Source organism: Streptomyces sp. NK15101, from assembly GCF_020400725.1.
In the GTDB taxonomy this organism is placed as follows: domain Bacteria; phylum Actinomycetota; class Actinomycetes; order Streptomycetales; family Streptomycetaceae; genus Streptomyces.
In genome coordinates this window covers 15130-40444 of record NZ_JAINVG010000033.1, presented here as the reverse complement: position 1 = coordinate 40444, position 25315 = coordinate 15130, and the positions used below count along the sequence as shown (strand labels likewise).

At 73.0% G+C, this 25315-nt stretch carries 21 protein-coding genes; 13 read left to right on the top strand and 8 right to left on the bottom strand.

Features of this window, described 5'->3' with window-relative positions; all coding sequences use genetic code 11:
* Positions 1 to 7 precede the first annotated feature (7 nt).
* Complete coding sequence (locus K7G60_RS19190; protein ID WP_225802164.1) at positions 8 to 1072, bottom strand: nitrous oxide reductase family maturation protein NosD; 1065 nt, start codon at positions 1070 to 1072, stop codon at positions 8 to 10.
* A 322-nt stretch (positions 1073 to 1394) separates the two neighbouring features.
* Here K7G60_RS19190 and K7G60_RS19185 point away from each other — a divergent pair, with 322 nt between their 5' ends.
* The 6 genes from K7G60_RS19185 to K7G60_RS19160 all read left to right on the top strand — a co-directional run bounded on the left by K7G60_RS19185 (position 1395) and on the right by K7G60_RS19160 (position 6686).
* Positions 1395 to 1973 carry a sortase gene (locus K7G60_RS19185; protein ID WP_225802163.1) on the top strand — a complete coding sequence of 193 codons (579 nt, stop codon included), beginning with the start codon at positions 1395 to 1397 and terminating at the stop codon, positions 1971 to 1973.
* 414 nt (positions 1974 to 2387) lie between these two features.
* Positions 2388 to 3875: a sensor histidine kinase KdpD gene (locus K7G60_RS39180; protein WP_225802162.1), complete on the top strand. Its 1488-nt coding sequence runs from the start codon at positions 2388 to 2390 to the stop codon at positions 3873 to 3875.
* Position 3876: 1 nt separating this feature from the next.
* On the top strand, positions 3877 to 4284 hold the full coding sequence (locus tag K7G60_RS19175) for a roadblock/LC7 domain-containing protein (protein WP_225802161.1): 408 nt from the start codon (positions 3877 to 3879) through the stop codon (positions 4282 to 4284).
* Positions 4281 to 4640, top strand: coding sequence for a DUF742 domain-containing protein (locus tag K7G60_RS19170; RefSeq protein ID WP_225802160.1), 360 nt, complete (start codon positions 4281 to 4283; stop codon positions 4638 to 4640). The genes K7G60_RS19175 and K7G60_RS19170 overlap by 4 nt, the downstream gene beginning before the upstream one ends.
* Complete coding sequence (locus K7G60_RS19165) at positions 4621 to 5244, top strand: ATP/GTP-binding protein (RefSeq protein WP_225802159.1); 624 nt, start codon at positions 4621 to 4623, stop codon at positions 5242 to 5244. Before K7G60_RS19170 ends, K7G60_RS19165 begins: the two co-directional genes overlap by 20 nt.
* Positions 5241 to 6686, top strand: a complete 1446-nt coding sequence (locus K7G60_RS19160; protein ID WP_225802158.1) for a cytochrome P450 — start codon at positions 5241 to 5243, stop codon at positions 6684 to 6686. The genes K7G60_RS19165 and K7G60_RS19160 overlap by 4 nt, the downstream gene beginning before the upstream one ends.
* Before the next feature lie 27 nt (positions 6687 to 6713).
* Here K7G60_RS19160 and K7G60_RS19155 read toward each other — a convergent pair whose 3' ends face one another.
* The 3 genes from K7G60_RS19155 to K7G60_RS19145 all read right to left on the bottom strand — a co-directional run bounded on the left by K7G60_RS19155 (position 6714) and on the right by K7G60_RS19145 (position 11407).
* On the bottom strand, positions 6714 to 7745 hold the full coding sequence (locus K7G60_RS19155) for a hypothetical protein (RefSeq protein ID WP_225802157.1): 1032 nt from the start codon (positions 7743 to 7745) through the stop codon (positions 6714 to 6716).
* A gap of 595 nt (positions 7746 to 8340) precedes the next feature.
* Positions 8341 to 10533, bottom strand: coding sequence for a tetratricopeptide repeat protein (locus K7G60_RS19150; RefSeq protein WP_225802156.1), 2193 nt, complete (start codon positions 10531 to 10533; stop codon positions 8341 to 8343).
* A gap of 73 nt (positions 10534 to 10606) precedes the next feature.
* Positions 10607 to 11407, bottom strand: coding sequence for a crotonase/enoyl-CoA hydratase family protein (locus K7G60_RS19145; protein ID WP_225802155.1), 801 nt, complete (start codon positions 11405 to 11407; stop codon positions 10607 to 10609).
* Between the two features lie 365 nt (positions 11408 to 11772).
* On the opposite strand from K7G60_RS19145, the gene K7G60_RS19140 reads away from it, so the two are divergent.
* Both K7G60_RS19140 and K7G60_RS19135 read left to right on the top strand, forming a co-directional pair.
* Complete coding sequence (locus K7G60_RS19140) at positions 11773 to 13176, top strand: sulfatase (protein ID WP_225802154.1); 1404 nt, start codon at positions 11773 to 11775, stop codon at positions 13174 to 13176.
* A gap of 90 nt (positions 13177 to 13266) precedes the next feature.
* On the top strand, positions 13267 to 14163 hold the full coding sequence (locus K7G60_RS19135) for a formylglycine-generating enzyme family protein (RefSeq protein WP_225802153.1): 897 nt from the start codon (positions 13267 to 13269) through the stop codon (positions 14161 to 14163).
* 34 nt (positions 14164 to 14197) lie between these two features.
* Here the strand turns inward: K7G60_RS19135 and K7G60_RS19130 are convergent, their stop codons facing one another.
* Entirely contained in the window at positions 14198 to 15124 is a 927-nt protein-coding gene (locus K7G60_RS19130; protein WP_225802152.1) for a LysR family transcriptional regulator, read from the bottom strand.
* A 91-nt stretch (positions 15125 to 15215) separates the two neighbouring features.
* Here K7G60_RS19130 and K7G60_RS19125 point away from each other — a divergent pair, with 91 nt between their 5' ends.
* The 3 genes from K7G60_RS19125 (at position 15216) to K7G60_RS19115 (ending at position 20268) form a co-directional block, all read left to right on the top strand.
* Positions 15216 to 16667 (top strand): MFS transporter, encoded by a 1452-nt coding sequence (locus K7G60_RS19125; RefSeq protein WP_225802151.1) that lies wholly within the window; start codon positions 15216 to 15218, stop codon positions 16665 to 16667.
* Positions 16668 to 16878: 211 nt separating this feature from the next.
* Complete coding sequence (locus K7G60_RS19120; RefSeq protein ID WP_225802150.1) at positions 16879 to 18156, top strand: serine hydrolase; 1278 nt, start codon at positions 16879 to 16881, stop codon at positions 18154 to 18156.
* A 225-nt stretch (positions 18157 to 18381) separates the two neighbouring features.
* Positions 18382 to 20268 (top strand): long-chain fatty acid--CoA ligase, encoded by a 1887-nt coding sequence (locus K7G60_RS19115; protein ID WP_225802149.1) that lies wholly within the window; start codon positions 18382 to 18384, stop codon positions 20266 to 20268.
* 63 nt (positions 20269 to 20331) lie between these two features.
* Here K7G60_RS19115 and K7G60_RS19110 read toward each other — a convergent pair whose 3' ends face one another.
* Together K7G60_RS19110 and K7G60_RS19105 are read right to left on the bottom strand one after the other, a co-directional pair.
* Positions 20332 to 20862: a DinB family protein gene (locus tag K7G60_RS19110; RefSeq protein WP_225802148.1), complete on the bottom strand. Its 531-nt coding sequence runs from the start codon at positions 20860 to 20862 to the stop codon at positions 20332 to 20334.
* 64 nt (positions 20863 to 20926) lie between these two features.
* Positions 20927 to 21481 (bottom strand): helix-turn-helix domain-containing protein, encoded by a 555-nt coding sequence (locus K7G60_RS19105; RefSeq protein ID WP_093872432.1) that lies wholly within the window; start codon positions 21479 to 21481, stop codon positions 20927 to 20929.
* A 189-nt stretch (positions 21482 to 21670) separates the two neighbouring features.
* Between K7G60_RS19105 and K7G60_RS19100 the strand changes: the two genes are divergently transcribed.
* On the top strand, positions 21671 to 22795 hold the full coding sequence (locus K7G60_RS19100; protein ID WP_225802147.1) for an arylsulfotransferase family protein: 1125 nt from the start codon (positions 21671 to 21673) through the stop codon (positions 22793 to 22795).
* Positions 22792 to 24192, top strand: coding sequence for a uracil-xanthine permease family protein (locus tag K7G60_RS19095; protein ID WP_225802146.1), 1401 nt, complete (start codon positions 22792 to 22794; stop codon positions 24190 to 24192). The genes K7G60_RS19100 and K7G60_RS19095 overlap by 4 nt, the downstream gene beginning before the upstream one ends.
* On the opposite strand, the gene K7G60_RS19090 is transcribed toward K7G60_RS19095, so the two are convergent.
* On the bottom strand, positions 24189 to 25013 hold the full coding sequence (locus K7G60_RS19090; protein ID WP_225802145.1) for a DUF1684 domain-containing protein: 825 nt from the start codon (positions 25011 to 25013) through the stop codon (positions 24189 to 24191). The genes K7G60_RS19095 and K7G60_RS19090 overlap by 4 nt on opposite strands.
* Positions 25014 to 25315 lie beyond the last annotated feature (302 nt).

Sequence of the window (25315 nt, the reverse complement as noted above, 5' to 3'; positions counted from 1 at the left end):
GGGACGGTCAGCACATGCCCGCGGGCTCGGAGACGCCGCAGGTGTTGTGACGGAAGGTGTTGGTCTTGGAGACGTCCCGGTCGGCGAGGTCGGCGGCGCCGTTGCGCAGCGCCACGTTGTCGCGGATCTCGATCCGCTCGTTGGGGACGCCCACGAAGCTCTTGAACAGCACGATGCCGCCCGAGAGCGGCGAGCTGCCCACGTTGTCCTCGACCCGGTTGTGCGCGACGACGGTGTCCTCGGCGCCGGTGATCACGATGCCCGAGCCCTGCAGGGCGGGCAGGCGCGGGGTCTTCGGGCACAGCTTGTTGTTCTCGTGGATGTTGTTCCGGCGCACGGTCATGGCGCCGGCGCGCGGCGTGGACTCGTCGCCCACGACGAACACGGCGGCGCAGTTGCCGGTCGCCTCGTTGTGGTCGACGGTCAGGTTCCGCAGGCGGCGGACGGTGATGCCGATCCGGTTGCCGGACACGCGGTTTCCGCTGACGACGGTGCCGTGGGTGTCGGTGGCCCCTCCTTCCTCGGTGACGGTGTTGGCCAGGAAGAGCCCGGCGTCTCCGTTGTTCCGGGCGACGTTGTGCCTCAGCACGCCGCGTACGGACCGCTCCTGGGCGATGCCCCAGGTGCCGTTGGACTCGGCGGTGACCCCCTGGACGCGCAGGCGGTCGGTCCACTTGGCCCACAGTCCGTTCTTGGCGAAGCCCCGGAGGGTCAGCGAGCGCACGGTCACGCCCTCGACGGGACGGGCCTCGGTGCCGGTGACGCAGATCCCGTTGCCCGCCTGGGAGCACGCGTCGGCGCCGGGGGTGCCCGCGGGCACGATGACGGTGGGGAAGACGCTCGAACCGCGGAGCGTCAGGTGCGGGGTGGTGATGCGGACGCTCTCGCGGTACGTGCCCGGGGCGAGGAGGATCGTGTCCCCGGGGCGCGCGGAGTCCACGGCCTTCTGGATCGATTCGCCCGGCTTCACCCGGTGCACCGACCAGCTGTGGGCCGACGGCGCGGCGGCGCCGAGCCCCGAGGCCGCGAGGGCCGCTGTGCACGCCAGGAGGGCGATCTGTCGTTTCGTCATATCGCGAAGTTATGAGCGCCCGTTCCGGCCCGCCACCGCTGATCCCCCGGGCGGGCCGGGGCCGGTCGGGGGCCATGGGGTACGGGCGTACGGGCGCTGGTCCGTTCGCGTGCGGGGCGAGATCACCCGGGAGGCGGCACGCGCACCGCGGTGACCTGCTGTGACCGACCCGGCCGGCGGCGGTCGTGCGCCCGACCGGAGGACGGCCGAACGTGCTCCCCGTGTTGCGGGGGCCACGCACCGGCCTTTGCCTCGTCCACGGAGCACAGCACGGGTGCCGCGCGAAGGAGCCGGCCGGAAAGCTCCACCGAAGGAGAGAAGCATGCGTCTCGTACGCACCGGCCTGCAGGTCGGCCTGATCGTCGGCGCCGTCGTCCTGTCCGCCCCCACGGCACTCGCCGCGCCGGGGGAGTCCGACGTCCGCATCACCCCCCTGAACGCCTCGCCCGGCACCACCGTCACCGTCACCACCACCGCGTGCGGCAAGGAGACCTACGGCAAGGGGGAGTCGGAGGCGGGTGGCAAGTTCCACCTCCTGCCCGGCGACCGGTCGGGCGTCCTGGTGGGTGAGTTCGTCGTCCCGGAGGGCGCCGTCTCCGGCACGGACACGGTCACCCTGAAATGCCCGCCGCGGATCAAGCAGACCGCCACCTACCGCATCTCCGGCCGGCCCCACGGCGGCGTCGAGGCCGGCTTCGGCTGGGCGGCCGGCGCGGCGGGCCCCGCCGGGAAGGCCGTGGCGGGCTCCACCGGGAAGGCCGTGGCGGCACCCGCCGCCGAGGCCGCGGGGGACTCCGCGAAGGTCCCGCTCGCCCTGGGCGGCGTCCTGCTGGCCGGTGCCGTGGCGGGCGGGGCGGTCCACCTGCACCGGCGCGCGAGGGGAGCCCGTCCCTCCGCCTGATCGTCGAGGCGCTTTCCGCGCAAGGGAGTGGCCGCCGCCCGGATGTCCGGGTGGCGGCCACTCCCTTGTGTCGCAGAAGCCATAACGTGATCGGTTTATTGCATTTCAGATGCGGTAGTTGGTCGTTTTCATGGGCGTGGAATGACCGGTGGAGGCCGTCCTTCCAGCAAGGTCACATGGCGAACCCGAACTGACTATGCTCCCCGATGTGTTGCGGCGCGCTCACAGCGAGTCATGAACGCTGCGAGCGCACGGACGGAGCGCGGCTGCACGGAATGCGGCCATCGGCGCGATCCCGAAGCGACCCGTCGGCGCATCGCACCACCTCAGTCCGTTCATTTCAGACGGTTTAGGGACCCCTTGATGGTTCGTGCAGGTTCAATTTCCAGACCCCGGCCGACCGCCGTCGCCCGGGTGTGGCTCCTCCCTCCGGGAGTTCTGGCCGTAGCCTCCGCCATAGCGCTGCTGCTCTGTCCCGAGGGGATACGGACACCGGTCGCCTGGTGCGGACTCGCCGCGGTGCTCCTGACGGTCGTCACCTCGGCCACGGCCGCGCGCCGAACCCGCGCGGCGGAAGCGGACCGCCACACCCGGGCGAGCGCCGAGGCGGCGGAGCGGCACGCCCGGCGCGAGGCCGAGCTGCTCGGACGCCTGGCCGACCAGCGGGCCACCGTCGTCTGGCTCGCCGAAGAACTCCTGCCCGCGACCGTCGCCCGCCTGCAGAAGGGCGACCCCTCCTCGGAGATCCTGGGAGCCGTCACCTTCGGGAAGCACCTCGACCCGGACTACACCGAGGCGCTCAGGGGGGCCCTGCGGACGTTCCTGGAAGCCGTGGAGGCGGAGGAGCACACCCGGGACGCCTCCCAGCGGGCCCTGGTGGCCGTCGCGCGCCGGGTCCAGGCGATCGTGCACCAGCTCGCCAAGGACCTCCACGCCATGCAGATCCAGCACGGCACGGACCTCGTGGTCTCCCGGGGCCTGCAGGACGTCGACCACCGCAACGCCCTGATCGGCCGCCTCGCGGCCAGCATCGCGGTCCTCGGCGACGCCCGGCCCGGCCGTCAGTGGTCGAAGGCGATCCCGCTCTACGACGTCCTGCGCGGTGCCATGTCCCGCATCGTCGACTACCCCCGGGTGAAGCTCCAGTCGGTGACGGAGGTGGCGGTGATCGGCCCCGGCGCCGAGCCGCTGATGCACCTGCTCGCCGAACTCCTCGACAACGCCACGACGTTCTCGCCGCCGCACACCCCCGTGGAGGTGACCGCGAGCGAGGTGCCCTCCGGCATCGCCATCGAGATCGAGGACCGCGGCGTCGGACTCACCGAAGAGGTCCGGCAGCGGGTCGAGCGCGTCATGGCGCAGTCGCAGACCGGGATCAACCTGTCGGGCCTCGGCGAGCTCACCCAGCTCGGTCTCCCGGTCGTCAGCCGGCTGGCCCGCGAGCACGGCTGCGAGGTCGATCTGCGCACCTCCGCCTACGGAGGCGTACGGGCCGTGGTCCTCGTCCCCCGCCGTCTGATCACCACGGTCCCGCAGTCCGCCCTGCGGATCCCGGACGTCGCCCGGAGGCGTGCGGGCGGCGGCCCCGTCCTGCCCCGGCCGGCACCGGCGCTCGACTCCACCACGGGCTCCGGCGAGGTCAGGAAGACCGCCAACGGACTCCCGCAACGACGACGGGAATCCCCCGTGCTCCCGCAGCGACGACGCGAGTCGCCCGTCCCCACCCCGGTCGTCCAGACCGGGCCCGCCCCCGCCGATCCGGCGGCCTCCCGGGGCACCTCCGGCAGTACCCGCCAGCCGGGGCTGATGTGGGAGGCGTTCAACGGCGACAAGCGAGGCGACAGGAAAACGGTCGCCGAACCTTCCCCTTCCCCCAGCGAGCCGTCAGATGAGGACGAGTAACATGCAGCCACTGCCGAACATGGACTGGATGCTCACGGAGCTCGTGGGCAGCGTCCCGTACGTGCGACACGTGGTCGTCCTGTCGTCGGACGGCCTGTGCATCGGGCAGGCGAACACGGCCCCCGACACCGCCGACGCGATCGCCGCCGCCTGCTCCGGAATCCAGAGCCTGGCGCGGGCCATCTCCCAGATGTTCCCGCAGGGGGACGGATCGACGCGGATGGTCGGGATCGAGGCCGACGGCGGCTACTTCTCCCTGATGGCGGCCGGCCCCGGGGCCTATCTCGCGGTCCTCGCCGACCAGGAGGTGGACGCCGGACTCCTCGGCGACCGCATGCGGACGCTGGTGATCCGGATCGGCCAGCACATGACCAGCCCTCCCCGTGAGGACGTCGGGCAGGCGATGTGACGTCGGAGAACCAGGACCCCTGGAATGAAGGCACACCCGTCCCGCTCTACGTCATTACCGGTGGCCCGGCGGACTCCGCGGCCAAGACCTTCAACCTGGTCACGCTCATCGCGACGAGGTCCGAGCCCGATCCCGCCATGCAGCCCGAGCACGCGGCCATCCTCACCCTGTGCTCGTACCCGCTCTCGGTGGCCGAGGTCTCCGCATACCTCAGCCTCCCCTTCAGCGTCGTCACCGTGCTGCTCTCCAAGCTCGTCGAGGAGGAGCGGGTCGAGGCGATCGCGCCCGTCCCCGTGGCGGCCTACCCCGAACGCGGCCTACTGGAGGCGGTGATCCATGGACTACGCAAGCTCTGACGTACTCGATGCCGGCCGGCACGACACCGACCTGCTGCTGCCGCACGGCGCCAGGGGAGTCAAGGTCGTGGTCGTCGGCGGCTTCGGGGTCGGCAAGACCACCATGGTCGGGGCGGTGAGCGAGATCCCGCCCCTGACCACCGAGGAGACCATGACGCAGGCGGGCGTCGGGATCGACGACAACCCCGGCGCCAAGGACAAGAAGACCACGACCGTCGCGATGGACTTCGGACGGATCAGCATCAACGAGGAGCTCATCCTCTATCTGTTCGGGACTCCCGGACAGGAACGCTTCTGGTTCCTGTGGAACGGCATCTTCGAGGGCGCGCTCGGCGCCGTCGTCCTCGTCGACACCCGCAGGATCGAAGTCTCCTTCGAGGTCATCACCCGGCTCGAGGACCGCCGCGTCCCGTTCGTCGTGGCCGTCAACGCCTTCCCGGAGGCCCCGAAGTACCCCCTAGCAGACCTCCGCACCGCTCTGGCCCTCAGCGAATCCGTGCCCATCGTCACCTGCGACGCACGGGACCGGGCGTCCTGCCGCGACGCCCTGCTCTCGCTGATGGGCTACCTGTGCACCCTCGCCGCCGCCCAGGAGACCGCATGACCGTCCCACCCACCGAACACGCCACCGCACAGCCCGGGGCGGCCCCGCCCCCGGGCTGCCCGGCCCACATCGCCGACGGCCCCGGCGGAGCCACCCGGCTCTACGGACCCGCCGCGGAGACGGACCCCATGGGCCTGTACGAGAAGCTGCGCGCCGCCCACGGCCCGGTGGCGCCCGTACTCCTCGACGGCGACGTACGTGCCTGGCTCGTCCTGGGATACCTGGAGAACCGCGACGTGGCCAGCCGCCCGACCCAGTTCTCCCGCGACCCCCGCGTCTGGCACGGCTGGCGCAGCGGGGAGATCGACCCCGCCACCTCCCCGCTCATTCCGATGATCGGCTGGCGCCCCGACTGCGTCTGCGCGGACGGCGAGGAGCACCAGAGGCTGCGCGGCGCGGTCACGGCCGGTCTCAACCAGTTCGACCACCGGGGCGTCCGGCGCCACATCACCCGCTTCGCCCACCAGGTGATCGACACGTTCTGCGAGAGCGGCGAGGCGGAGCTGGTGGAGCAGTTCACCGAGGCCGTGCCCATGCTCACCCTCAGCCATCTGCTCGGGATGTCCGACGAGTCCACCCCCAAACTCGTGCACGCCGCCCGCGACCTCTTCAAGGCCACCGAGACCTCGCTCGCCAGCAACGCCTACGTGCTGGAGTGCCTCGAACAGCTCGTCGCCGAGAAGCGCGTCCGGCCGGGGCACGACATCGCCTCCGCGCTGCTCGCCCATCCCGCGGGCCTCACGGACGAGGAGGTCCAGCACCACCTGCGGCTCATCCTGCTCGCCGGCTACGAGACGACCGCCAACCTCATGTCGAACGTCATGCGCATGGTCGTCACCGATCCCCGGTTCCGCGGTTCGCTGGCGGGCGGCCAGATGACGCTGCCCGAGGCGGTGGAGCAGGTCCTCTGGGACGAGCCGCCGCTCATGGTGTGCCCGGGCCGCTGGGCCAACGGCGACACCACCCTCGGGGGACAGGAGATCAATGCGGGGGACATGCTCCTGCTCGGACTGGCCGCGGGCAACGTCGACGAGGCGATCCGCCCGGACTCCTCGACGCCCGTGCACCACAACCGCGCGCACCTGTCCTTCAGCGCGGGCACGCACGAATGCCCGGGCCAGGACATCGGCCGCATCATCGCCGACGCGGGCATCGACATCCTGCTCACCCGGCTGCCCGACATCGCGCTGGCCGTCCCCGAGGAGAGCCTCAGCTGGCGCTCCTCCACCTGGGCCCGGCACCTCACGGCCCTGCCCGTGACCTTCGCCCCGCGCCCGCCCCAGTCCGACACCCTCCCTGCCCCGCTCCCGGCCCCGCCGCCCCAGAGCACCGGCAGGCCCGTGCCGCTCCCGCCGCCCGCGACCGATCCCGGCCAGGTCCGGCGGCCCGGACCCCGCGCCTCCTGGCTGACGCGCGTCAGGCGCCTCCTGCGCAGGAGGTAGGCCGGTACCGGTGCGACCCCGCTGCCCTCACCCCGGGAACGAGACGTCCCCGGCGGCGTAGCGGGGTGCTCCGGTGTACCAGGCGTGGAGGCCGGAGAGGAAGCCGCAGGCTCCCCCGAGCCAGGTCTCGAGCTCGGCCCGCTCGTCGCGGTCGAGACCGGCCCGCCGGACGAGCGGCGGCAGCTCGCTCCGCCGGAGGTGCTCGAAGTCCCGCAGCCGGGCGTTCACCAGGTTCAGCGCGGCGGGCACGGCGTCGTGGAGGGCGATGCCCAGGGACGTCCCGACGACCAGGACCAGGTTGTTGACGTCCTTCTCCTCGTGCACCTCCCTCTCGTAGGACGCGATGTCGTTCGCCAGCCCCATGAAATCCATGAAGGCGTCGAGCAGGGCACGGATGGTCCGGGTGTGCCGTATCTGTTCGGGTATTCGCGCGCCGGTGGCCAATTCGACGGAATAGGGAGCGGTGTAGGCGGCGAAGCTCTCCCGGCGGAACGGCGCGTAATCGATCAGGTGGGGAATGCGGCCGCTGCGGCTGTTGGCCAGTTCCTCGACCCCCGCGTCGATGTACCGCGCCAGTGCCCGGTTGAATTCCACTCGCCAGTGCGCCAGCCCCGGCGGGAAGAGCTGCTGCTGCAGATCGGCGATCCCCCGCTCGACCGCGTTCGTCGGCTCGGGCAGCCGGGCCCCGCGCTCGGGCCGCAGGAAGGCGTGCAGCCGGGTGGTGAAGGCCCGGGCTCCGGGCAGGTCGCCGGTCTGCTTGAAGGCGGAGGCGAAGTAGTCGTCCCAGGCGAGGGCCCAGACGTTGAACCGGTGGTTGATCCGTAAGGCCTCGAACGAGGCGTCGGGAAGGGTCCAGGCGGTCAGCTGGTCGACGGTCATGGCGTGGAACTCCGACCGTGTCCAGATCGCGGGGCGGGCCGGAGGCCACTGGCCGCCGTCCAGCATCCCCATGCCGCGCGCCCAGGACTCGCTCTCCTCGTGCAGAGCGGACAGATACGGATTCACCCGCAGCGCGTAGGGCATCCACAACTGCGGCAGCTCGACGGCACGCACGGTCATGGGACCGACCTCCTTCTCACTCCGGCCCGCATCGCTGTGCCGCGAAGCCGGACGATGCCCGGTCCACGGCTCTGCAAACCTGCCCACCGGAGACGACCGGAAACCGTTCAACTAACCTAGATCAGCTGTCAGTTCGGGTTCACTCGCGAAACAGAACGAACCTTCCGGCGATCGGCGTCAGACGCGTCACAGTGGCTGATCGGTCCGGTCCAGGCCCCGGGTGCCGATGAGGGCCGTCTGGAGGGTGCGGTGCCGGACGGGCCCGCTCGGCGAAACGGGCGAGCACCTCGGACTCGTCGGCCGGGGCGACCGCCACGGTGCGGGCGCGGGAGAGGAGCAGCCCGAAGCGTTCGGCGCGCTCTGTCAGGTGCCGGGCCCGCCGTGCCCCTCGGCGCCGCCAGGAGCCGACCGCCATGGGAGAGCGGTCGCAGGGGGTCCGGTGCCGGCAAACGGGGGAGTCGGCGGCACCGGACCCGTACTCACCACCGTACAAGGAGCGGGACGGGCCGGGCGCCGGAATCGACGAGGACACCCACCCCGGAACACCGCCGGAACCGGCGGAGGAAGAGAGACGGCACGGCCGAGCCGGCGCCCGCTACGAGCGGTTCGCCGAGACGATGTCGCGGTCCAGTTCCCGGATGAGGACGCGGTCGTGGGTCGCCTCGGCGATCTGCCGGGCCTGGGTGAAACGCCGCAGCGCCACCGCCGCGGCCCCCTCGGCGACGCTCACACGGCCGAGGCCCTGCAGCGCCCTCGCCTCGCCCCGCTGGTCCCGCAGCCGCTGGGTCATCTCCAGACTCCGGGCGAACGAGCGTGCCGAAGCCGAGGGCTCGCCGAACTCCAGCTGGGCCTGGGCCAGGTTCCGCCAGGCGTACGCCTCGGCCCGCCGGTCGCCCAGGTTCTGGAACTCGGCCAGCGCCTCCTGGAACAGCGGGATCGCCTCGCCGTGCCGTCCCTGGTTGCCACGGACGATCGCGAGGCTGCGCCGGGACTGGGCCGCGAGCCTGCGGTCCCCGGCCGCCGAGAGGCGTACGACGCCGTCGCCGAGCAGCCGGGCCGCCCGCTCCCAGTCCCCCAGGTTGCGGTGGACGATGCCCTCGAGCAGCAGGAGGGCAGCCAGCCCGTGCTCGTCGCCGGACGCGGTGTACCCGGCGCGGGCGCCCTCGTACGCCACCAGGGCCTCGTCGAGCCGGCCCAGGTCCCGGCGGAGCGCCCCGGTGTCGAAGAGCGTGATGGCCTCGGCCCGGCGGTCGCCCGACCGGCGAGCCGCGTCGAGGGCCAGCCCGACGGCGGCCTCCCAGTCGTCCCAGGTGGCCAGCATCTCGAAGAACGGGGCGCCGATGTGGGTGAGCTCCCACGCCGCGTCCCAGAACTCGCGCGCCGTGGCCAGCCGCACACAGGCGACGATGTTGCGCTGCTCGCTGATGAACCAGGTCACCGGATCCTGCAGCAGCCGGTCGAGGGCGCGGGCCTCGACCGGGTGGCGCGGGTGGGCGCTGGTCTTGCGGACCTCGCCGGGCTGGAAGCGGTCCTCCGCTGTGGCGGCGAGCGTGAGGTAAGCGCCCAGGAGCCGCTGCGTCGCGGCCGCCGCCCCGGGCTCGGGCTGCTCGCGGGCGAGGGCGCGGATCAGGTCGTGGAAGGCGTAGCGGACGGTGCCGGTCTCGTCGGGGCCGGTCGCGTCGAGCAGCTGCGCGGACACCAGGGCGTCGAGGTGGTGCTCGGCGGTGCGCAGCGGGACGTCCATGAGCGCGGCGAGCGCCCAGGCCGCGAAGTCCGTGCCGGGGAAGAGCCCGAGCATGCGGAAGGCCCGCTGCTGTTCCTCCGACAGACCCCGATGGCTGAGCATGAACGTGGAACGGACGTCGAGGTCGCCGATCTCCAGGTGGTCGAGCCGGTCGCGTTCGTCGGCGAGCCGGTCGGCGAGGTCCGCCAGCGGGACGTCGGGCCGCTCCGCCAGTCGCGCCCCCGCGATGCGTACGGCCAGGGGCAGGTGCCCGCAGAGCGCCACCAGGCGTCGTGCGGCCGCCGGGTCGTCCGCCACGCGCCGGGCCCCCGCCACCCGGCCCAGCAACTCGACCGCCTCATCGGGTTCCAAGAGGTCAAGCACGATCGTGCGGGCTCCTTCGATGGTGCTGAGCGGGGTACGGCTGGTGACGATCACGGCGACGTCCGGGGTGCCGGGCAGCAGGGGCCGCACCTGGCGGGGACCGTTGGCGTTGTCGAGGACGATGAGCAGTCGGCGTCCGGCGGTGAGGGTGCGCAGCAGCTGCTCGCGGTCGTGCAGCGCGTCCGGTATCTCACGGGGGTCGGTGCCCAGCGCCCGCAGGAAGTGCGCCAGTATCCCCTCCGGTTCGGCGGGGACGGGGTCGTACCCCCGTAAGTTCGCGAACAGCTGGCCGTCCGGATAGTCGTCCGCCGCACTCTGCGCCGCCCGTATCGCGAGGGTCGTCTTGCCCAGGCCCCCCTTGCCCGCGATGGCGGCCACGAGGGGGCCCGCCGACCGGCCGCGTCGGCGCAGGAGCCCTTCCAGGTCGTCGAGTTCACTCCGCCGACCGGTGAAGTCGCTGATGTCACGGGGTAATTCCCGCGGCACCGGAGTCCCCGGCGTGCTCGGGCCGCTCCTGGCGCTCTGGGCATAGGCCAGGGCGCCGCTGGCCAGGGCGGTGACTCCCGCGAGTGCGTACTGCACGGGTCCGACGTCCCCGAACGCGTCCCATCCCGCGCCGGCGGCGGCGAACGCCCCGGCGGTACTCGCGATCCCTACGAGCCAGCGCGCGCGTGAATTCACATCGCGCATGGTAGCGAGCCCCGCGGCCGTACTCACGGGGTTCTCCGTCACCTTCCGGGGCGGCCGGGGCGGCTCAGGCGGTGAACGAGCCGTGTCGTCCCGCCCCGGCCGCGAAGCGCGCGGCACCGCCGAGGGCCTCGCCGGCCGACAGGGGCACCATGCCGTGGCGCAGTTCGGCCGCCAGCGCCTCGGACTCGGGCAGGCCGTGCTGCTCCCGGACGGACAGCCGGTCGTGACGCAGGCACAGCTGGGGGAACGCGGCGATCTCCCGGGCGAGTTCCTCCGCCGCGACCCGGGCCCGGCCCGTCGGCACGAGACGGTTCGCGAGCCCGATCCCGTACGCCTCGGCGGCCGGGACCGGACGGCCGGTCAGGACGAGGTCCATGGCGCGGCTCTCGCCGATCAGGCGGGGCAGCCTGACCGTGCCGCCGTCGATCAGGGGCACGCCCCACCGGCGGCAGAACACGCCGAGGACCGCGTCCTCCTCGACCACGCGCAGATCGCACCAGAGGGCCAGTTCGAGTCCGCCGGCCACCGCGTGGCCGCTGACGGCCGCGATGACCGGCTTCGTCAGGCGCAGCCGGGTCGGCCCCATCGGGCCGTCGCCGTCGGGCGCCACCCGGTTCCCGCGCTCGGTGCCGACGGCCTTGAGGTCGGCGCCCGCGCAGAACGTGCCGCCCTCGCCCCACAGCACCGCCACCGAGGCCTCCTCGTCCGCCTCGAACGCCCTGAAGGCGTCGGCCAGTCGCCGCGCCGTAGGCCCGTCCACGGCGTTGCGGGCGGCGGGCCGGGACAGGACCACCGTGGTCACCGGCCCGTCGCGCTCGACGCGGACCGTGTCCTCTTCCGCCGGTGTCGCCGATGCGTCGGTCATGGGGGCATTCTCACGCGGTCGTGGTCGGGCGACCAGAGCGGGGAGCCCGGCACAAGACGGCGGCGAGCACGGCGGCCGCCATTTCATCCGCCGTACATGGAACCGCGGATCCACTCCGCATACTGTCGTGGCCATGGCAGCAGGAATCCTCACTGCGCGCCGCCACGTCGACCAAGGGCACGTGGCGAGCGCCCTGTGTACGGTCGCCCCGGCGCGCTGAACGCGCCCCTTCCCCCCACGGGATCCCCACCTGGCGCCCCGCCTGACTCCCGTCTCTTCCCCTTCCCGCCGCGGCCCGACGGCACGTTTCCCGTGCCTCCGTCCGCTGTGCCCCCTGTGCAGTCGCACCCAGAGGAATGGACATCATGAGCGAGAACCGACGCCCGCAGGTGAGCCGACGAGGCTTTCTCGGCGGCGCCGCCGCCGTCGCGGCCGCGACCGCCGTACCCGCCTTCGCGCAGGTCGCCGCAGCCGGCCCCGCCGCTGCCGCCGGCCGGCCGAACATCCTGCTGATCGTCACCGACGACCAGCCCAAGCACACCGAATGGGCTCTGCCCAAGACCGTCGCCTGGCTCGCCGACCAGGGCGTGAAGTTCACCAACGGCCACGTCACCACCCCGCTGTGCGCGCCCTCGCGTTCCAGCGTGTTCTCCGGCCGCCACGCCCACAACCACGGCGTGCGCAACAACAAGGCCTCGTACGCGCTCGACCAGAGCACCACCGTGCAGAAGTACCTCAAGCAGGCCGGCTACCGCACCGGTCTGTTCGGCAAGTACCTCAACTCCTGGACCCTGGCGGACAACCCGCCGCACTTCGAGGAGTTCGCCCTCCTCCAGCCCGGGTACGTCGACGCCCAGTGGAACGTCGACGGAACCGTCCAGACGATCAACGGCTACACCACCACCATCGTCAAGAACCGCACCCTGAACTTCCTCGACAAGGCCGCCACCGACACCAGGCCCTGGTTCGCGTACGTCACGCCCTACGCGTCCCACGGCCCGCGCACCCCCGAGGCGAAGTACGCCGACACCCCCGTGCCCGACTGGAACGGCCGTCCTTCGGTCCCCGAGAACGACCGCAGCGACAAGCCGGGGTACATCAAGAACGCCACCGGCACCCTCGCCGACGGCCGGACCATCCGTGCCGAGCAGCTGCGCACCCTGCTCTCCGTCGACGACGCCGTACAGGCGTTCAAGGACAAGCTCCAGGCCCTGGGCCAGCTCGACAACACCCTCGTCATCTACATCGGCGACAACGGCTTCAGCTGGGGCGACCACGGCTGGACCGCGAAGTCGGTGCCCTACCGTCCGGCGCACGAGGTGCCGTTCTACCTCTCGTGGCCGGCCGGCGGCCTGGGCGCGGGAACGCAGGACAACCGCATCGTGGCGAACATCGACATCGCGCCGACCATCCTCGACGCCGCCGGCATCACCCCGAGCGCCCCGCAGGACGGCCGGTCCCTGCTCTCCGGCTACAGCCGCGACCACCTCCTGGTGGAATGGTGGAAGCAGGGCACCACGACCGGGGGCGCACCCACCTGGTCCTCGTACGTGGCCAAGGACAAGCAGTACACGGAGTACTACGACCTGACGACCGACGGGAACGGCACGGTGTCCGGCACCGGACAGGTGAAGTTCCGCGAGTACTACGACCTGGTGAACGACCCCTACCAGCTGACCAACAAGCTCTACCAGGCCACATCGGCCCAGGAGCAGGCCCTCGGCGTCCCCGCCCTGGCCGCGCAGCTCGCCGCCGACCGCGTGGCCTGATCGACAAGACACCCCCTGGCACCGCCGGCCGGCCCCGCACCGCGACACACGGGGCCGGCCGTTCCCCCTTCCGATTCCGCCGGAGTCGTCATGCCCGAATGCTGCACCCCAGGTCACGCCCACCTCTCCGTCACGACCCTCGCCCCGCCCCGCCCTCCGGCCCGTCCCTCCCGGGTCGCCCGGCAGCTGCTCCCCTTGCCCGGAGGGCGCTTCCTCATGGGCGCCGACGACCCGGAGGGCTTCCCCGCCGACGCCGAGGGCCCGGTCCGCGAGGAGGCCGTGAAGCCCTTCCGCATCGCGGCCACGACGGTGACGAACGCGCAGTTCGCCACCTTCGTCAAGGCCACCGGACACGTCACCGACGCCGAGCGCTTCGGTTTCTCCTTCACCTTCGGGGCCTTCCTGGGGGAGGAGGTCGCGGCGCTGTCACCGCCCGTGCCGGGCGTCCCGTGGTGGCGGACGGTGGAGGGCGCCTCGTGGCGCCGGCCCGAAGGCCCCGGCTCCCACGTCACCGACCGGCAGAACCACCCCGTCGTCCATGTGTCCTGGCACGACGCCCAGGCCTACTGCGCCTGGTCAGGCACCCGCCTGCCCACCGAGGCCGAGTGGGAGTACGCGGCCCGCGGCGGCCTGGAGCAGCGCCGGTACCCGTGGGGCGACGAGCTCACGTCGGACGGCCGCCCCCTGTGCAACATCTGGCGGGGCGAGTTCCCGGAGCTCCCCGCCGCCGGCGTCCACGCGGGCACGGCCCCCGCGAAGTCCTTCCGCCCCAACGGCTTCGGTCTCTACAACACGGTCGGCAACGTCTGGGAGTGGTGCGCGGACCCGTTCACCCCCGGCGAGGAGACCGCGCGCGCGATGCGCGGCGGCTCGTACCTGTGCCACGACTCCTACTGCAACCGGTACCGGGTGGCCGCCCGCAGCTCCAACACACCCGACAGCTCGACCGGCAACATCGGCTTCCGGGTGGCCGCCGACCCCGAGTAGCACCGTCCGCCCGCCGTGACGGGGGCGGACGGGATCAGCCGGACCGGCCGAGCAGCAGGTCCCGTACGCAGCCGCGCAGCCAGGCGTGCGCCGGGTCGGCGTCGTGGCGCGGATGCCAGGCGAGGCCGACCGGCAGGGGCGGCAGGTCGAGGGGGACCTCGAAGGCGACCAGACCGAGGGCCTCGGCCAGCGAGCGGCTCCGCGCGCTGATCAGGCCGACGAGGTCGGTGTCGCGGAGGACGAACAGCGACGCCGGGTACGTGCCGACGCTCGCGACGACCCGCCGCCGCAGGCCGTGCTCGGCCAGCGCCGTGTCGATGGGACCGTGCAGCCGTCCCCGGCGCGAGACGACCAGATGGTCCGCGTCCGCCGCGAACCTCCGCCGCGTCAGGCGCCCCCGGAGGAGCGGGTGTCCCGCCCGGACGACCGCGAGCATGCGGTCGTCGACGACGTGCTCGGTGTGCACCTCGGGATGGACGGTGTCGATGACACCGATCTCCAGGTCGGCGACGCCCTCCCGCAGCGTCGGCGCGTCGATGTGGCTCTCGTTCAGGAACCGCAGCCGCACCTGCGGGGCCTCGCGGGCGGCACGCGCGAGCAGGTCGGGACCGAGCAGGGCGGGATGGGAGTCCTGGCCGAGCACCGTGAACGTGCGCGCGACGGCGCGGAGATCGGTGGGGCCCGAGGCCGCGAACAGCGCCCTGGCCCGCTCCACGACCGCACCGACCTCCGCCCGTACGGACAGCGCGTACGGCGTCGGCACCATCGCGCGCCCGGCCCGCACCAGGATCGGATCGCCGAGCGCCTTGCGGATCCGGCCCAGGGTGCGGCTGGTGGCCGGCTCGGACAGGTGCAGCCGCCGGGCCGCTCCCCGCACGCTCTGCTCCTCGAGGAGGACGTCGAGGGCGAGGAGAAGGTTCAGGTCGAGACCGGTGGCGTCCCCGGATTGCGTCACACGCACTCACTCCTTGCAAAAGATGCACTGGAAGTAATCCACGGGCCGAGCCTACGGTGAACGCACATCCCTCACCACGACGCTCCCCGGAGGAGCCATGTCTTCCGCTGCCCTCTCACCGCCCCCCTCCGTCCCGGCCGGCACCACCCCGAGCCCGCTCAGGCGGTCGACCCTGCTGGTCCTGTGCGCCTGCGTCCTGGTGGCGCAGAGCATGGTCGCCGCCGTCAACCTCCTCATCCCCCAACTCGCCGCCTCCTCCCTCCATCCGTCCGCCACCGAGCTGCTGTGGACTGTGGACGCGTACGTCATCGTCTTCGCCGGACTGCTCATCCCGGCCGGAGCGCTGGGGGACCGCCGGGGCCGCAAGGGCGTGCTGCTCGCCGGTCTCGCGCTGTTCGCCGCCGGGGCGGCGCTGAGCGCCCTGGCCACGACGCCCGCGCTGCTGATCGCCGGCCGCGGGGTGTCCGGCGCCGGGGCCGCCTGCGTCATGCCCGCGACCATGTCGATCCTCGTGCAGCTCGCCGGACCGGAAGGCCGGGCCCGGGCCCTGGCCTCCTGGACCCTCGCCGTCGGCCTGGGCGGCCTCGCGGGCAACGTCGGCGGGGGAGCGACGGGCCAGTTCCTCTCCTGGCGCGCCCTGTTCTGGCTGATGGTCCCGGCGGCCGCGCTGCTCGCCCGGACCGTCGCGGTCACCGTCCCGCGCACCGACCGCTCCCCGCACGGGCGCCCCGACCCGCGCGGCACGGTGGTGCTCGTCGCGGCCCTGGTCGCCCTCCTCGCCGGCATCATCGAAGGCCCGGCGTACGGCTGGACCTCACCCCGCATCCTCGTCTTCTTCGCGGTGGGCGCGGTGCTGGCCGTCCTCTTCACCTGGTACGCGCTCCGCTCGCCGGCCGCGCTGTTCGACCCGCGGGCCTTCCGCTCCCGGCGGCTGCGCGCCGCCGCACTGGGCACGGCCACCGGCTTCTTCGGCCTCTTCTCGCTGTTCTACGCCAACTCGCAGTACCTGCAGTACGTCAAGGGGTACGGCCCCGCCGTCACCGGACTCGCCATCGTCCCGCTCACGATCGGCATGGCCCTGTTCCCCAAGGTCGCGACCCGCTGGCAGGCCGCCTCGGGTCCGCGTCCCACCGTCGCCACCGGACTGTTCCTGATCGGCGCCGGACTCCTCGGGGCCTCCACCGCCGGGGCGGCCACCCCGTACGCGCTGTACGCCTGCTGGCTCCTGGTGATCTCGGCGGGGACGGGCCTGTGCATGCCGACCCTGACCGTCGGCGTCGTCTCCTCCCTCCCCGCGCACCAGGCCGGTCTCGGCTCCGGCCTCGGCACCTCCGCCCGGGAGATCGGCGCCGCCCTCGGCGTGGCCGTCACCGGCACCGTGCTCGCCGCGCACGACGCCGGCGCCGGCGCGGCGTCCTTCGCCGAGGCGATGAGCCCGGCACTGCGCACGGTGGGTGCGGTCGTCCTGGTCGCCACGGGCCTGGTCGCCTTCGGATACCGGACCGCGTCCGGACGGCGACCCGGCGCCGGGACCGCGCCGACCCGCTGAGAGCGGCCGCCGGGACGCACCGTCCGCCCCGCCCGTGGTGCGTGTGGGCCGGATGGCGCAGGCGGCGCGCGGCGGAGCCCGGTCCGCGAGACGGTGGCCTGATCCTGGAACAGGGCGGTCCGGTGGCCGGCCGGGACGGGCCGGTGGTCCGACCGGAACCGGGCCACGGGCACCGTCCGCCGTTCCCGTCCCGCAGCCGAGGAGGTAGCGCATGCCCCGACGTGTCCCCGCCGCGCACGACGGCCGGAATTCCACGAGCTCCGCACCCGCCCGCACCGGACCCCGTCCGAGGCGCCGATTCCGCGCGGCGGCCGCCGGCGCCGTGGCGGCCGCCGTCCTGAGCGGCGCCGCGACCGCACCGGCCGCGGCGGCTCCGCCGGGTCCGGCGCCGCACGGTCCCGGTCACGGCGACCCGGCGCTCCAGCGGGCCCTCGCCGACCTGGTGGCGGCGCCCGGCGGCCCGCCCGGGGCGATCGCGGTCCTGACCCGGGACGGCGTACGGCAGGTCTACCGGGCCGGCACGGCCGAGGTGGGCACGCGGCGTCCGCCCCGGCCCGACGACCACATGCGCATCGCCAGTGTGGCCAAGGCCTTCAGCGGCGCGGTCGCGCTGAGCCTCGTGGACCGGAAGGCCCTGGGCCTCGACGACACGATCGGCGGACGGCTGCCCCAGCTGCCCACCGCCTGGCACGCGGTGACGCTGCGCCAGCTCCTCCAGCACACCAGCGGACTTCCGGACTTCAGCAAGAGCCAGGCGTTCCAGGACATCGTCCGTGCCGACCCCCGCCACCACTTCGACTCCCGCCACCTCCTCGACTTCGTCGCCGACCGGCCCCTGGACTTCCAGCCGGGCAGCCGCTACGCCTACTCCAACTCGGACAACATCGCGGTCGCCCTGATGGCCGAGCAGGCCACCGGACGCTCGTACGAGTCGCTGCTGCGGCAGCTCGTGTACCGCCCGCTCGACCTGACGGAGACCAGCCTCCCGCAGGGCTACCGGCTTCCCCGCCCCTTCCTGCACGGTTACTCGACCGCCCCCGGCGAGCCGCCCGAGGACGTGAGCGAGGCGATCAGCGCCTCCGGCGCCTGGGCGTCGGGCGGCATCGTCTCCACCCCGGCGGACCTGAGCAGGTTCATCGGCGGCTACGCGGGACCCGAGCTGCTTTCGCCCATGACCCGCCACGCCCAGCAGGACTTCCTGCCGGGCGGCGCCTCCCAACCGGCCGGTCCCGGCGCCAACGCGGCGGGCCTGGGCGTCTTCCGGTACACCACCCGCTGCGGCACGGTCCTCGGCCACACCGGCAACACCCCCGGCTACACGCAGTTCGCCGCCGCCACGCGGGACGGCCGGCGCACGGTGACGGTCTCCGTCACCAGCCAGGTCACGACGGACCCGGCCCTGCTGGCCCGACTGCGCGCGACCGAGGAACAGTTCGTCTGCGCCCTGCTCGGCGACCGGGGCCCCGGCTCGTGGGGGCACCTGCCCTAGGACCCGCGCCTCAAGCCCGGCGGGCGGCGTGTCCCGGGTGCGTCACCACCGGGCTGTCCTCCGGCCGGAGCGGAGACTTCCCGCGCCGGTGCGCGCCGACGTGCGGACACTTTCCTCCCCGACTCCCCTTACGCGGCAGTGGGTTTCCCCTTAGCCTCACACCACTGCCCGTAAGTTACCTGCCGGTCAAGAACGTTGACCGGCGCACAGGGTCCGGAGGCCGCCATGAGTTCCGCGCAGTACCTGCTCGAAAACCGGCCGCGCTCGGTGGCGCACCTCTTCCTCTCACGGGTCGAGGCCACACCCGACCGGGAGGCCTATCGCCACCCCGTGCCGGCCGGAGAGGGCGCCCCCGGCGCCGAGGAGTGGCGCTCGCTGACCTGGGCCCAGGCCGCCGAGCGCGTGACGGCGATCGCCGCCGGTCTGCTCGCCCTCGGGCTGCGGCCCGAGGAGCGCGTGGCCATCTCCTCCTCGACCCGGGTCGAGTGGATCTTCGCCGATCTGGGCGTGATGTGCGCGGGCGGCGCCGCGACCGCCGTCTACCCGAGCACCAACGCCGACGAGACGGCGTACATCCTCGCCGACTCCGGCAGCCGGGCGATCTTCGTCGAGAACGCCGAACAGCTGGCCAAGGTCGTCGCCCACGCGGACCGCCTGCCCGGGCTCGGCCACGCGATCCTCTTCGACCCGGAGACGGACCTCCCCCGGGCGGAGGGGCTGGAGGTGCTGAGCCTCGCCGAACTGGAGGAACGCGGCAGGGCGTACCTGAAGGAGCACCCGGACGCGATCGAGACGACGGTCGGGGCCATCGAACGCGACCAGCTCGCCACCCTGATCTACACCTCCGGGACGACCGGCCGCCCGAAGGGCGTGCGCCTGGTGCACGACTGCTGGTCCTACCAGGGCGCCGCGCAGGAGGCCAGCGGACTGCTGCTCCCCGACGACGTGCAGTTCCTGTGGCTGCCGCTGTCCCACGTCTTCGGCAAGGCCCTGATATCCGGTCAGGTGCAGACCGGAAGCGTGATGGCGGTCGACGGGCGCGTGGACCGCATCGTCACCAACCTGCCCGTCGTCCGGCCCACCGTCATGGCCTCCGCGCCGAGGGTCTTCGAGAAGGTCTACAACGGCATCGCCGCGAAGGCTCGGGCCGAGGGCGGGGCCAAGTACAAGATCTTCCGGTGGGCGGCGAAGGTCGCCCGCGACCACGCCAGGACCGGGCAGGAGAGCCTGGTGGCGACGGGGAGCCGCAAGGTGCCCCTGTGGCTCGGCGTCCAGCACGCCCTCGCCGACAAGCTGGTCTACGGAAAGATCCGGGCGGCGTTCGGGGGAGAGCTCCGGGGCAGCGCCTCGGGCAGTGCCGCGCTCGCCCCCGACATCGGCTACTTCTTCGCCGGTGCGGGCGTGCCCGTCCTGGAGGGCTACGGCCTGACGGAGACCAGCGCGGGCTGCACGGTCAACCCGGTCGACGACTTCCGGGTGGGCACGGTCGGCCGGCCCCTGCCGGGCACCGAGGTCCGCATCGCCGAGGACGGGGAGATCCTCCTGAGGGGGCCCGGCATCATGCGCGGCTACCACAACCTTCCGGAGAAGACCGCCGAAGTGCTGGAGAGCGACGGTTGGTTCCGCACCGGTGACATCGGCGAGATCGACAAGGAGGGCTTCGTCCGGATCACCGACCGCAAGAAGGACCTGTTCAAGACGTCGGGCGGCAAGTACGTGGCGCCCACGGAGATCGAGGGCCGGTTCAAGGCCGTCTGTCCGTTCGTCAGCAACATCCTGGTCATCGGCAACGGCCGCAACTACTGCACCGCCCTGATCGCGCTCGACGAGAGCGTGATCATGCCCTGGGCGGCGTCGAACGGCCTCGGGGGCCGCGGCTACGCCGAGGTCGTCTCCTCGCCGGAGGTGCACACGCTGATCGACGGCTTCGTCCAGCGCGTCAACGGCGACCTGCAGCGGTGGCAGACGATCAAGAAGTTCTCGGTCCTGCCGCGCGACCTGGACGTCGAGCACGGCGAACTCACCCCGAGCCTCAAGGTGAAGCGGCCCGTCGTGGAGCGCGAGTACGCCGAGCTCGTCGAGGCGATGTACGAGGGCGCCCGCGAAGCCTGACGCCCCTGTCCGCCCGTCCGGTACGGCGACTCCACAGCCGTACCGGGCGGGCGTCCTCACCCGTCATCCGTCACCCGTCATCCCGTCCGTCCGCTCCCGCAGGAAGTCGGCGTGGCCGTTGTGGCGGGCGTACTCCTGGATCATCACCATGTAGACCCACCGCAGGCTGAGGGCGACCCCGCGCGAGGAAAGGAAGGTCTCGTCGAGGTCGTGCCCGGCCACTGCCGCGTCGCACGCCTCGACCTCCGCCCGGAACAGACCGAAGTCCCTCTCCGCCTCGGCCGGGTCCACCCCGGCGAGCCCCTCGTCGCCGTCCGAAGGCCCGGTGAAGACCTCGCCGACGGCCTCACCCGCGAATCCGCGCCGGAACCACGACCGCTCCACCTCCGCCATGTGCCGGACCAGGCCGAGGAGGGTGAGGCCCGACGGCTCCACCGTCGCGCGCGCCAACCGGACCGGGTCGAGCCCGGCGCACTTGGCCAGCAGCGTCTCCCGGTGCCAGGTCAGCCAGCCCTCCAGCATCTGACGCTCGGTCACGGTGCCCAGGCCGCCGAGCTGCCGGGTGCGTTCGACCGGCGGTGCCGTCCATGTCATGGGTGCCAGCCTGCACCGCCGTCCGGGCGGGTTCAAGCGGGCCGTGCGACAGTGCGCCTGCCCCTCAGGTCTCCAGCACCTCCACGTGGTCGCCGACCGCGACGGCCAGGACCCGCGAGCCCGGTTCGGTGGTGCGCCAGCGGTGCCGGACGCCGCCGGACAGGAGCAGCGTGTCCCCGCGGCCCAACCGGTGGACGCGGCCGTCGGCCTCCACCTCCACCGAGCCGTCCGCCACGTACAGCAGCTCGTCGTTCCGGTGCCGGAACTCGCGGTCCGCCTCGTGCGCACCGACGAACTCCAGGGCGTGCAGCTGATGGCGGCCGCGCACCACCGGCCGGACGCGCGCCTCCCGGTCCAGGCCGCTGTCGTCGTCCGCGCGCACCACGTCGACCGTCCGGGTCTCGTCCGAGGCCGCGAGCAGCTGCACCGCCGTGGTCCCGAGGGCGTCGGCGATCCGCTGCAGCGACCGCATGCTGGGGCGCGCCCGGTCGTTCTCGATCTGGCTGAGGAACGGCGAGGAGAGCCCGCTGCTCCGCGCCACCTCGGCGAGCGTCAGGTCGAGCGCCCGTCGCCGGCGGCGCACGGCGGCGCCCACCCGCGGTGTGTTCGCGGTCTCCATCGTCGGTCCCGTCCTTTCCCGCCCCGCGCCGCCGTCCGCCCTGTTCCACGGCGCATGACCGCACCTTACGCGCCGGCCGGCCGAAGTCCGGAGACGGTTTCGTACTCCCGACACACGCCCGTCACACGACGCCCCTACCGTCAAAGTCGGTTGTTCTCATCAAAGAAAGTTTGAAGAAGGAGCTCCGGCATGCCCACGGTCGACCAGAACTCACGCCGCCGACGTCCCACCGGCCTCATCGCCCTCGACGAGACGGCCGCGTCCGAGGGTTATACCCTCTTCGCCCCGCTCACCGGCACCGGGGAGGTGTACCTCATCGACCTCCGGGGCCGCACCGTCCACCGCTGGGACCTCCCCTACCGCCCGGGCCGACACGCCCGGCTCCTCGCCGACGGAACCCTCGCCTACAACGGCGTACTCCCGGGAGAGGAGGCCCTCTTCCCGATGTGGCACAAGTACCGGGGCGGCGTCATGCTTCACGCGGCACCCGACGGGACCGTGCTGCGGGAGCACCGCGACCCCCTCCAGCACCACGACGCCCACCACCTCGACGACGGCCGCATCCTCTACACCGCCCTCGAACCCCTCGCCGGGGCCGACGCCGCGGCGGTACGGGGCGGAGTGCCCGGCTCCGAAGCCACGGGCGGCGTGGTCTGGGCCGACACCATCAAGGAGGTCGGCCCGGACGGCGAACTCCTGTGGTCCTGGCGCGCCGCCGACCACCTCGACCGCGACTCCTTCCCGCTGCACGAGGCCTACGCCCGTGAGCACTGGCCGTTGATCAACAGCGTCACGCCCCTGCGGGACGGCAACGTCCTGGCGAGCCTGCGCAGCGTCTCGGCCGTCGTCGTCATCAGCCGCGACACCGGCGAGATCCTCTGGCGAAGCCGCCCCGGCACCGTCAGCCAGCAGCACGCGCCCACCGAACTCGACGACGGCCGGCTGCTCGTCTTCGACAACGGCGTCTTCCGGCCCGGCCACGACGTCCCCTACTCCCGCGTCATCGAGATCGACCGGGCGTCCGGCGACGTCGCGTGGGAGTACCACGACCCCGCCCGCGAGTTCTTCTTCGCGCCCTTCATGGGCTCCGCACAGCGCCTGCCGAACGGCAACACGCTCGTCACCGACTCCCCGTCGGGCCGTCTGTTCGAGGTGACGAAGGACGGCTACCTGTGCTGGGAGTACGTCGTCCCGTACTTCGCCGGCTACGACGAGCGCGAGGTCCGCAGCCTCTTCCCGTCGCAGCCGAACGCCGTCTTCCGCGCCTACCGCCACACCCCGGCCGAGATCCCGTGGCTGGAGGCGACGGCATGACGACCACGCCGGCCTCCAAGGCCGCCCCCGCCACCGCGGCCGTCGACGAACGGGTACCGCTGCGGCGGCTCGTGCCCCTGGCGGCCCAGCACGTCCTGGCGATGATCGCCGCCCCGGTCTCCACCGTCTTCCTCGTCGCCGGCACCCTGAAGACGTCGCCCGGTGTGACGGCCTCCCTGCTCAGCACCGTCCTGCTGCTCTGCGGCGCGGGCGCCCTGCTCCAGTCCCTCGGGGTGTGGCGGATCGGCGGCCGCCTGCCGTTCGTCATGCTGCCCGGCGGCGCCGCGACCGCGCTGTTCCTCCAGATCGCCCAGGAACACGGGCCGCGGACCGCCACCGGCGCCGTCCTCCTCGCGGCCGCCCTGCTGCTCGCCGTGCTTCCCCTGTACGCCCGTGTCGTACGGCTCTTCCCGCCGCTGGTCATGGGCGTGACCGTGCTGCTCATCGGGGTCGCGATGATCCGGGTCGCCGCCCGGCTCGTCACCGGCCCGGACGGCACGGGCGAGCCGCGCGCGGTGCTCCTCGCCGCCCTCACCGTGGCGGCGACCGTCGCCGCGTACGTGTTCCTGCGCGGCGTCTGGCGCCAGACGTCCGTCCTCATCGGCATGACGACGGGAACCGTCCTCGCGGTGGGGACGGGCCTCGGCTCCTTCGCTCCCGCGGCCGGCAGCGGCTTCGCGCTGCCCGTGTTCCTGCCCTTCGGCACACCGAGCTTCGACCCGGTCGCCGCGCTTCCGCTCCTCGTCTTCGCCCTCACCACGCTCGCCGAGATCACCGGACAGACCGTCCTCAACAGCGAGACCGTCGGCCGGAGTCCCGCTCCCGGGCGCGACGTCCCCCGCGTCGCCCGCGCCGACGCCCTGGTGTCCCTGGCCGGAGGACTCTTCGGCACCTCCCTCATGGTCACCAGCGCGGAGAACATCGGCATCGGCCGGCTCACCGGGGTCCGCAGCCGCTTCGTGACCGCGGGCGCCGGAGTGCTCCTGGTCGCCCTCGGCCTGGCCGCGCCCGTCTCCCGGACGCTGGCCGGCATACCCGAGGCCGTCGTGGGCGGCTCCGCCCTCGTCGTCTACGCCGTGATCGCCGTCATGGGCGTCGAGATGCTCCGCCGGGCCGATCTGTCCGGCACGGGGACGGGCTCCCTGACGGCCGCGCTCGCGCTCGCCGCGGGACTGCTGCCGCTGCTCAGCCCCGACCTGTACGCGGGGTTCCCCGGCTGGGCCCGCACGGTCCTCGGCAGCGGAGTCGTCGCCGGCACCCTGACGGCGGTCCTCCTCACCGCCCTGCTCGGCCGGTTCGGCCGGGGGAGCGACGCCCCCGCCCCACCCGCCGACCCGCCCGCACGGGCCGACCGGGACGCGCCGGACCGCGCGGGGCGCCGCCCGAGCGTCGCCTAGGCGAGGCGCTCGTGGGGGATCCTCTCCCCGGCCTCGACCGCGACGGGCAGCCGGTTCTCGGCCGGCGGCAGCGGGCAGGTCGCGAAGTCGGTGTAGGCGCAGGGCAGATTGGTCGCGCGGTTGAAGTCGAGCACGACCGTGCCGTCGGGCCCGGGCGCCGCCACCCCGAGATGCCGGTTGGCCGCGTACGTGGTGACGCCCGAGGTCTCGTCGGTGAACAGCACCGTGAGGCTGCCGGGCGCGTGCCCGTTGAAGGCGGTCAGGCTCAACTCCCTTCCGTCCAGCCGGAAGACGACGCGGCCGGGAGCGTCGTACACGTGCCGGAGTCCTTCGACGGAGGCGCCGACCGTGGTCGGGCGCGGCTCGTCGAAGGACTCGTACCGGCCCGTGACCACCCAGCGCGGATCGGGCTCGTACGCGGGCGTTCCGGCGAAGGCGACCCGCAGCGGGTGGTCGGGGCGGCGCGGCCGGACCACGTCGTGGCCGCCGCGCTTGGCGACCTCGATCACGGTGTCGCCCCAGACCGCGTCGACGCCGCCGCGCTCCGGGATGACGCCGAAGGGGTACCGGCCCCGTACCGCCGTGCCGTCGACGACGAGTTCCGTGCCCTCGTCGAGTTCCACGACGACCCCTTCGGGCCCCGTCGACCAGGTCCCCGGCACGCCGGGGAACGCCTGGGGCTCGTCGGAGAGCCAGTGGAGACCGGTGATCGCGAGGAAGCCGTGCTCCGAGGCGAGCCGGGCGTCCTTGTCCCGGTGCCAGGCCTCCCACTCCTCGGCGAATACCTCCGGATCGGATACGGATGTGCCACGGACGCTCATGCGTCTCCTCCTGCGGTGGTGGATGGTGTGGTGGGCGCGGTCGTGTGTCCGTCGCCAGGGCCGCCGGCCCCGGAAGCGGGGGCGGGGAGGCGGGGAGAACGGACCGCGGGGCAGGACGAGGCCGTCAGGAGGCGCCCAGGAGCCGTCGGGGCGAGCGCGTCGGTGTCCGGACGCCGGGTCGAGGCCTCGGTGTCAGCGGAAACACGCCATGGTCGTGACGCGCACGTAGTCCACGTGTCGGCGCGTCACGAGAAGGCTCATGGGCTCAGGAAAACACAACTCCGGTGCGTGGCGCCAGTGGT

Bases quoted from the DNA above. Each gene is read 5' to 3' on its own strand.
- K7G60_RS19190 (WP_225802164.1), bottom strand. From the start codon at position 1,072: ATGACGAAACGACAGATCGCCCTCCTGGCGTGCACAGCGGCCCTCGCG.
- K7G60_RS19185 (WP_225802163.1), top strand. From the start codon at position 1,395: ATGCGTCTCGTACGCACCGGCCTGCAGGTCGGCCTGATCGTCGGCGCC.
- K7G60_RS19175 (WP_225802161.1), top strand. From the start codon at position 3,877: ATGCAGCCACTGCCGAACATGGACTGGATGCTCACGGAGCTCGTGGGC.
- K7G60_RS19165 (WP_225802159.1), top strand. From the start codon at position 4,621: ATGGACTACGCAAGCTCTGACGTACTCGATGCCGGCCGGCACGACACC.
- K7G60_RS19160 (WP_225802158.1), top strand. From the start codon at position 5,241: ATGACCGTCCCACCCACCGAACACGCCACCGCACAGCCCGGGGCGGCC.
- K7G60_RS19155 (WP_225802157.1), bottom strand. From the start codon at position 7,745: ATGACCGTGCGTGCCGTCGAGCTGCCGCAGTTGTGGATGCCCTACGCG.
- K7G60_RS19145 (WP_225802155.1), bottom strand. From the start codon at position 11,407: ATGACCGACGCATCGGCGACACCGGCGGAAGAGGACACGGTCCGCGTC.
- K7G60_RS19140 (WP_225802154.1), top strand. From the start codon at position 11,773: ATGAGCGAGAACCGACGCCCGCAGGTGAGCCGACGAGGCTTTCTCGGC.
- K7G60_RS19135 (WP_225802153.1), top strand. From the start codon at position 13,267: ATGCCCGAATGCTGCACCCCAGGTCACGCCCACCTCTCCGTCACGACC.
- K7G60_RS19125 (WP_225802151.1), top strand. From the start codon at position 15,216: ATGTCTTCCGCTGCCCTCTCACCGCCCCCCTCCGTCCCGGCCGGCACC.
- K7G60_RS19120 (WP_225802150.1), top strand. From the start codon at position 16,879: ATGCCCCGACGTGTCCCCGCCGCGCACGACGGCCGGAATTCCACGAGC.
- K7G60_RS19115 (WP_225802149.1), top strand. From the start codon at position 18,382: ATGAGTTCCGCGCAGTACCTGCTCGAAAACCGGCCGCGCTCGGTGGCG.
- K7G60_RS19110 (WP_225802148.1), bottom strand. From the start codon at position 20,862: ATGACATGGACGGCACCGCCGGTCGAACGCACCCGGCAGCTCGGCGGC.
- K7G60_RS19105 (WP_093872432.1), bottom strand. From the start codon at position 21,481: ATGGAGACCGCGAACACACCGCGGGTGGGCGCCGCCGTGCGCCGCCGG.
- K7G60_RS19100 (WP_225802147.1), top strand. From the start codon at position 21,671: ATGCCCACGGTCGACCAGAACTCACGCCGCCGACGTCCCACCGGCCTC.
- K7G60_RS19095 (WP_225802146.1), top strand. From the start codon at position 22,792: ATGACGACCACGCCGGCCTCCAAGGCCGCCCCCGCCACCGCGGCCGTC.
- K7G60_RS19090 (WP_225802145.1), bottom strand. From the start codon at position 25,013: ATGAGCGTCCGTGGCACATCCGTATCCGATCCGGAGGTATTCGCCGAG.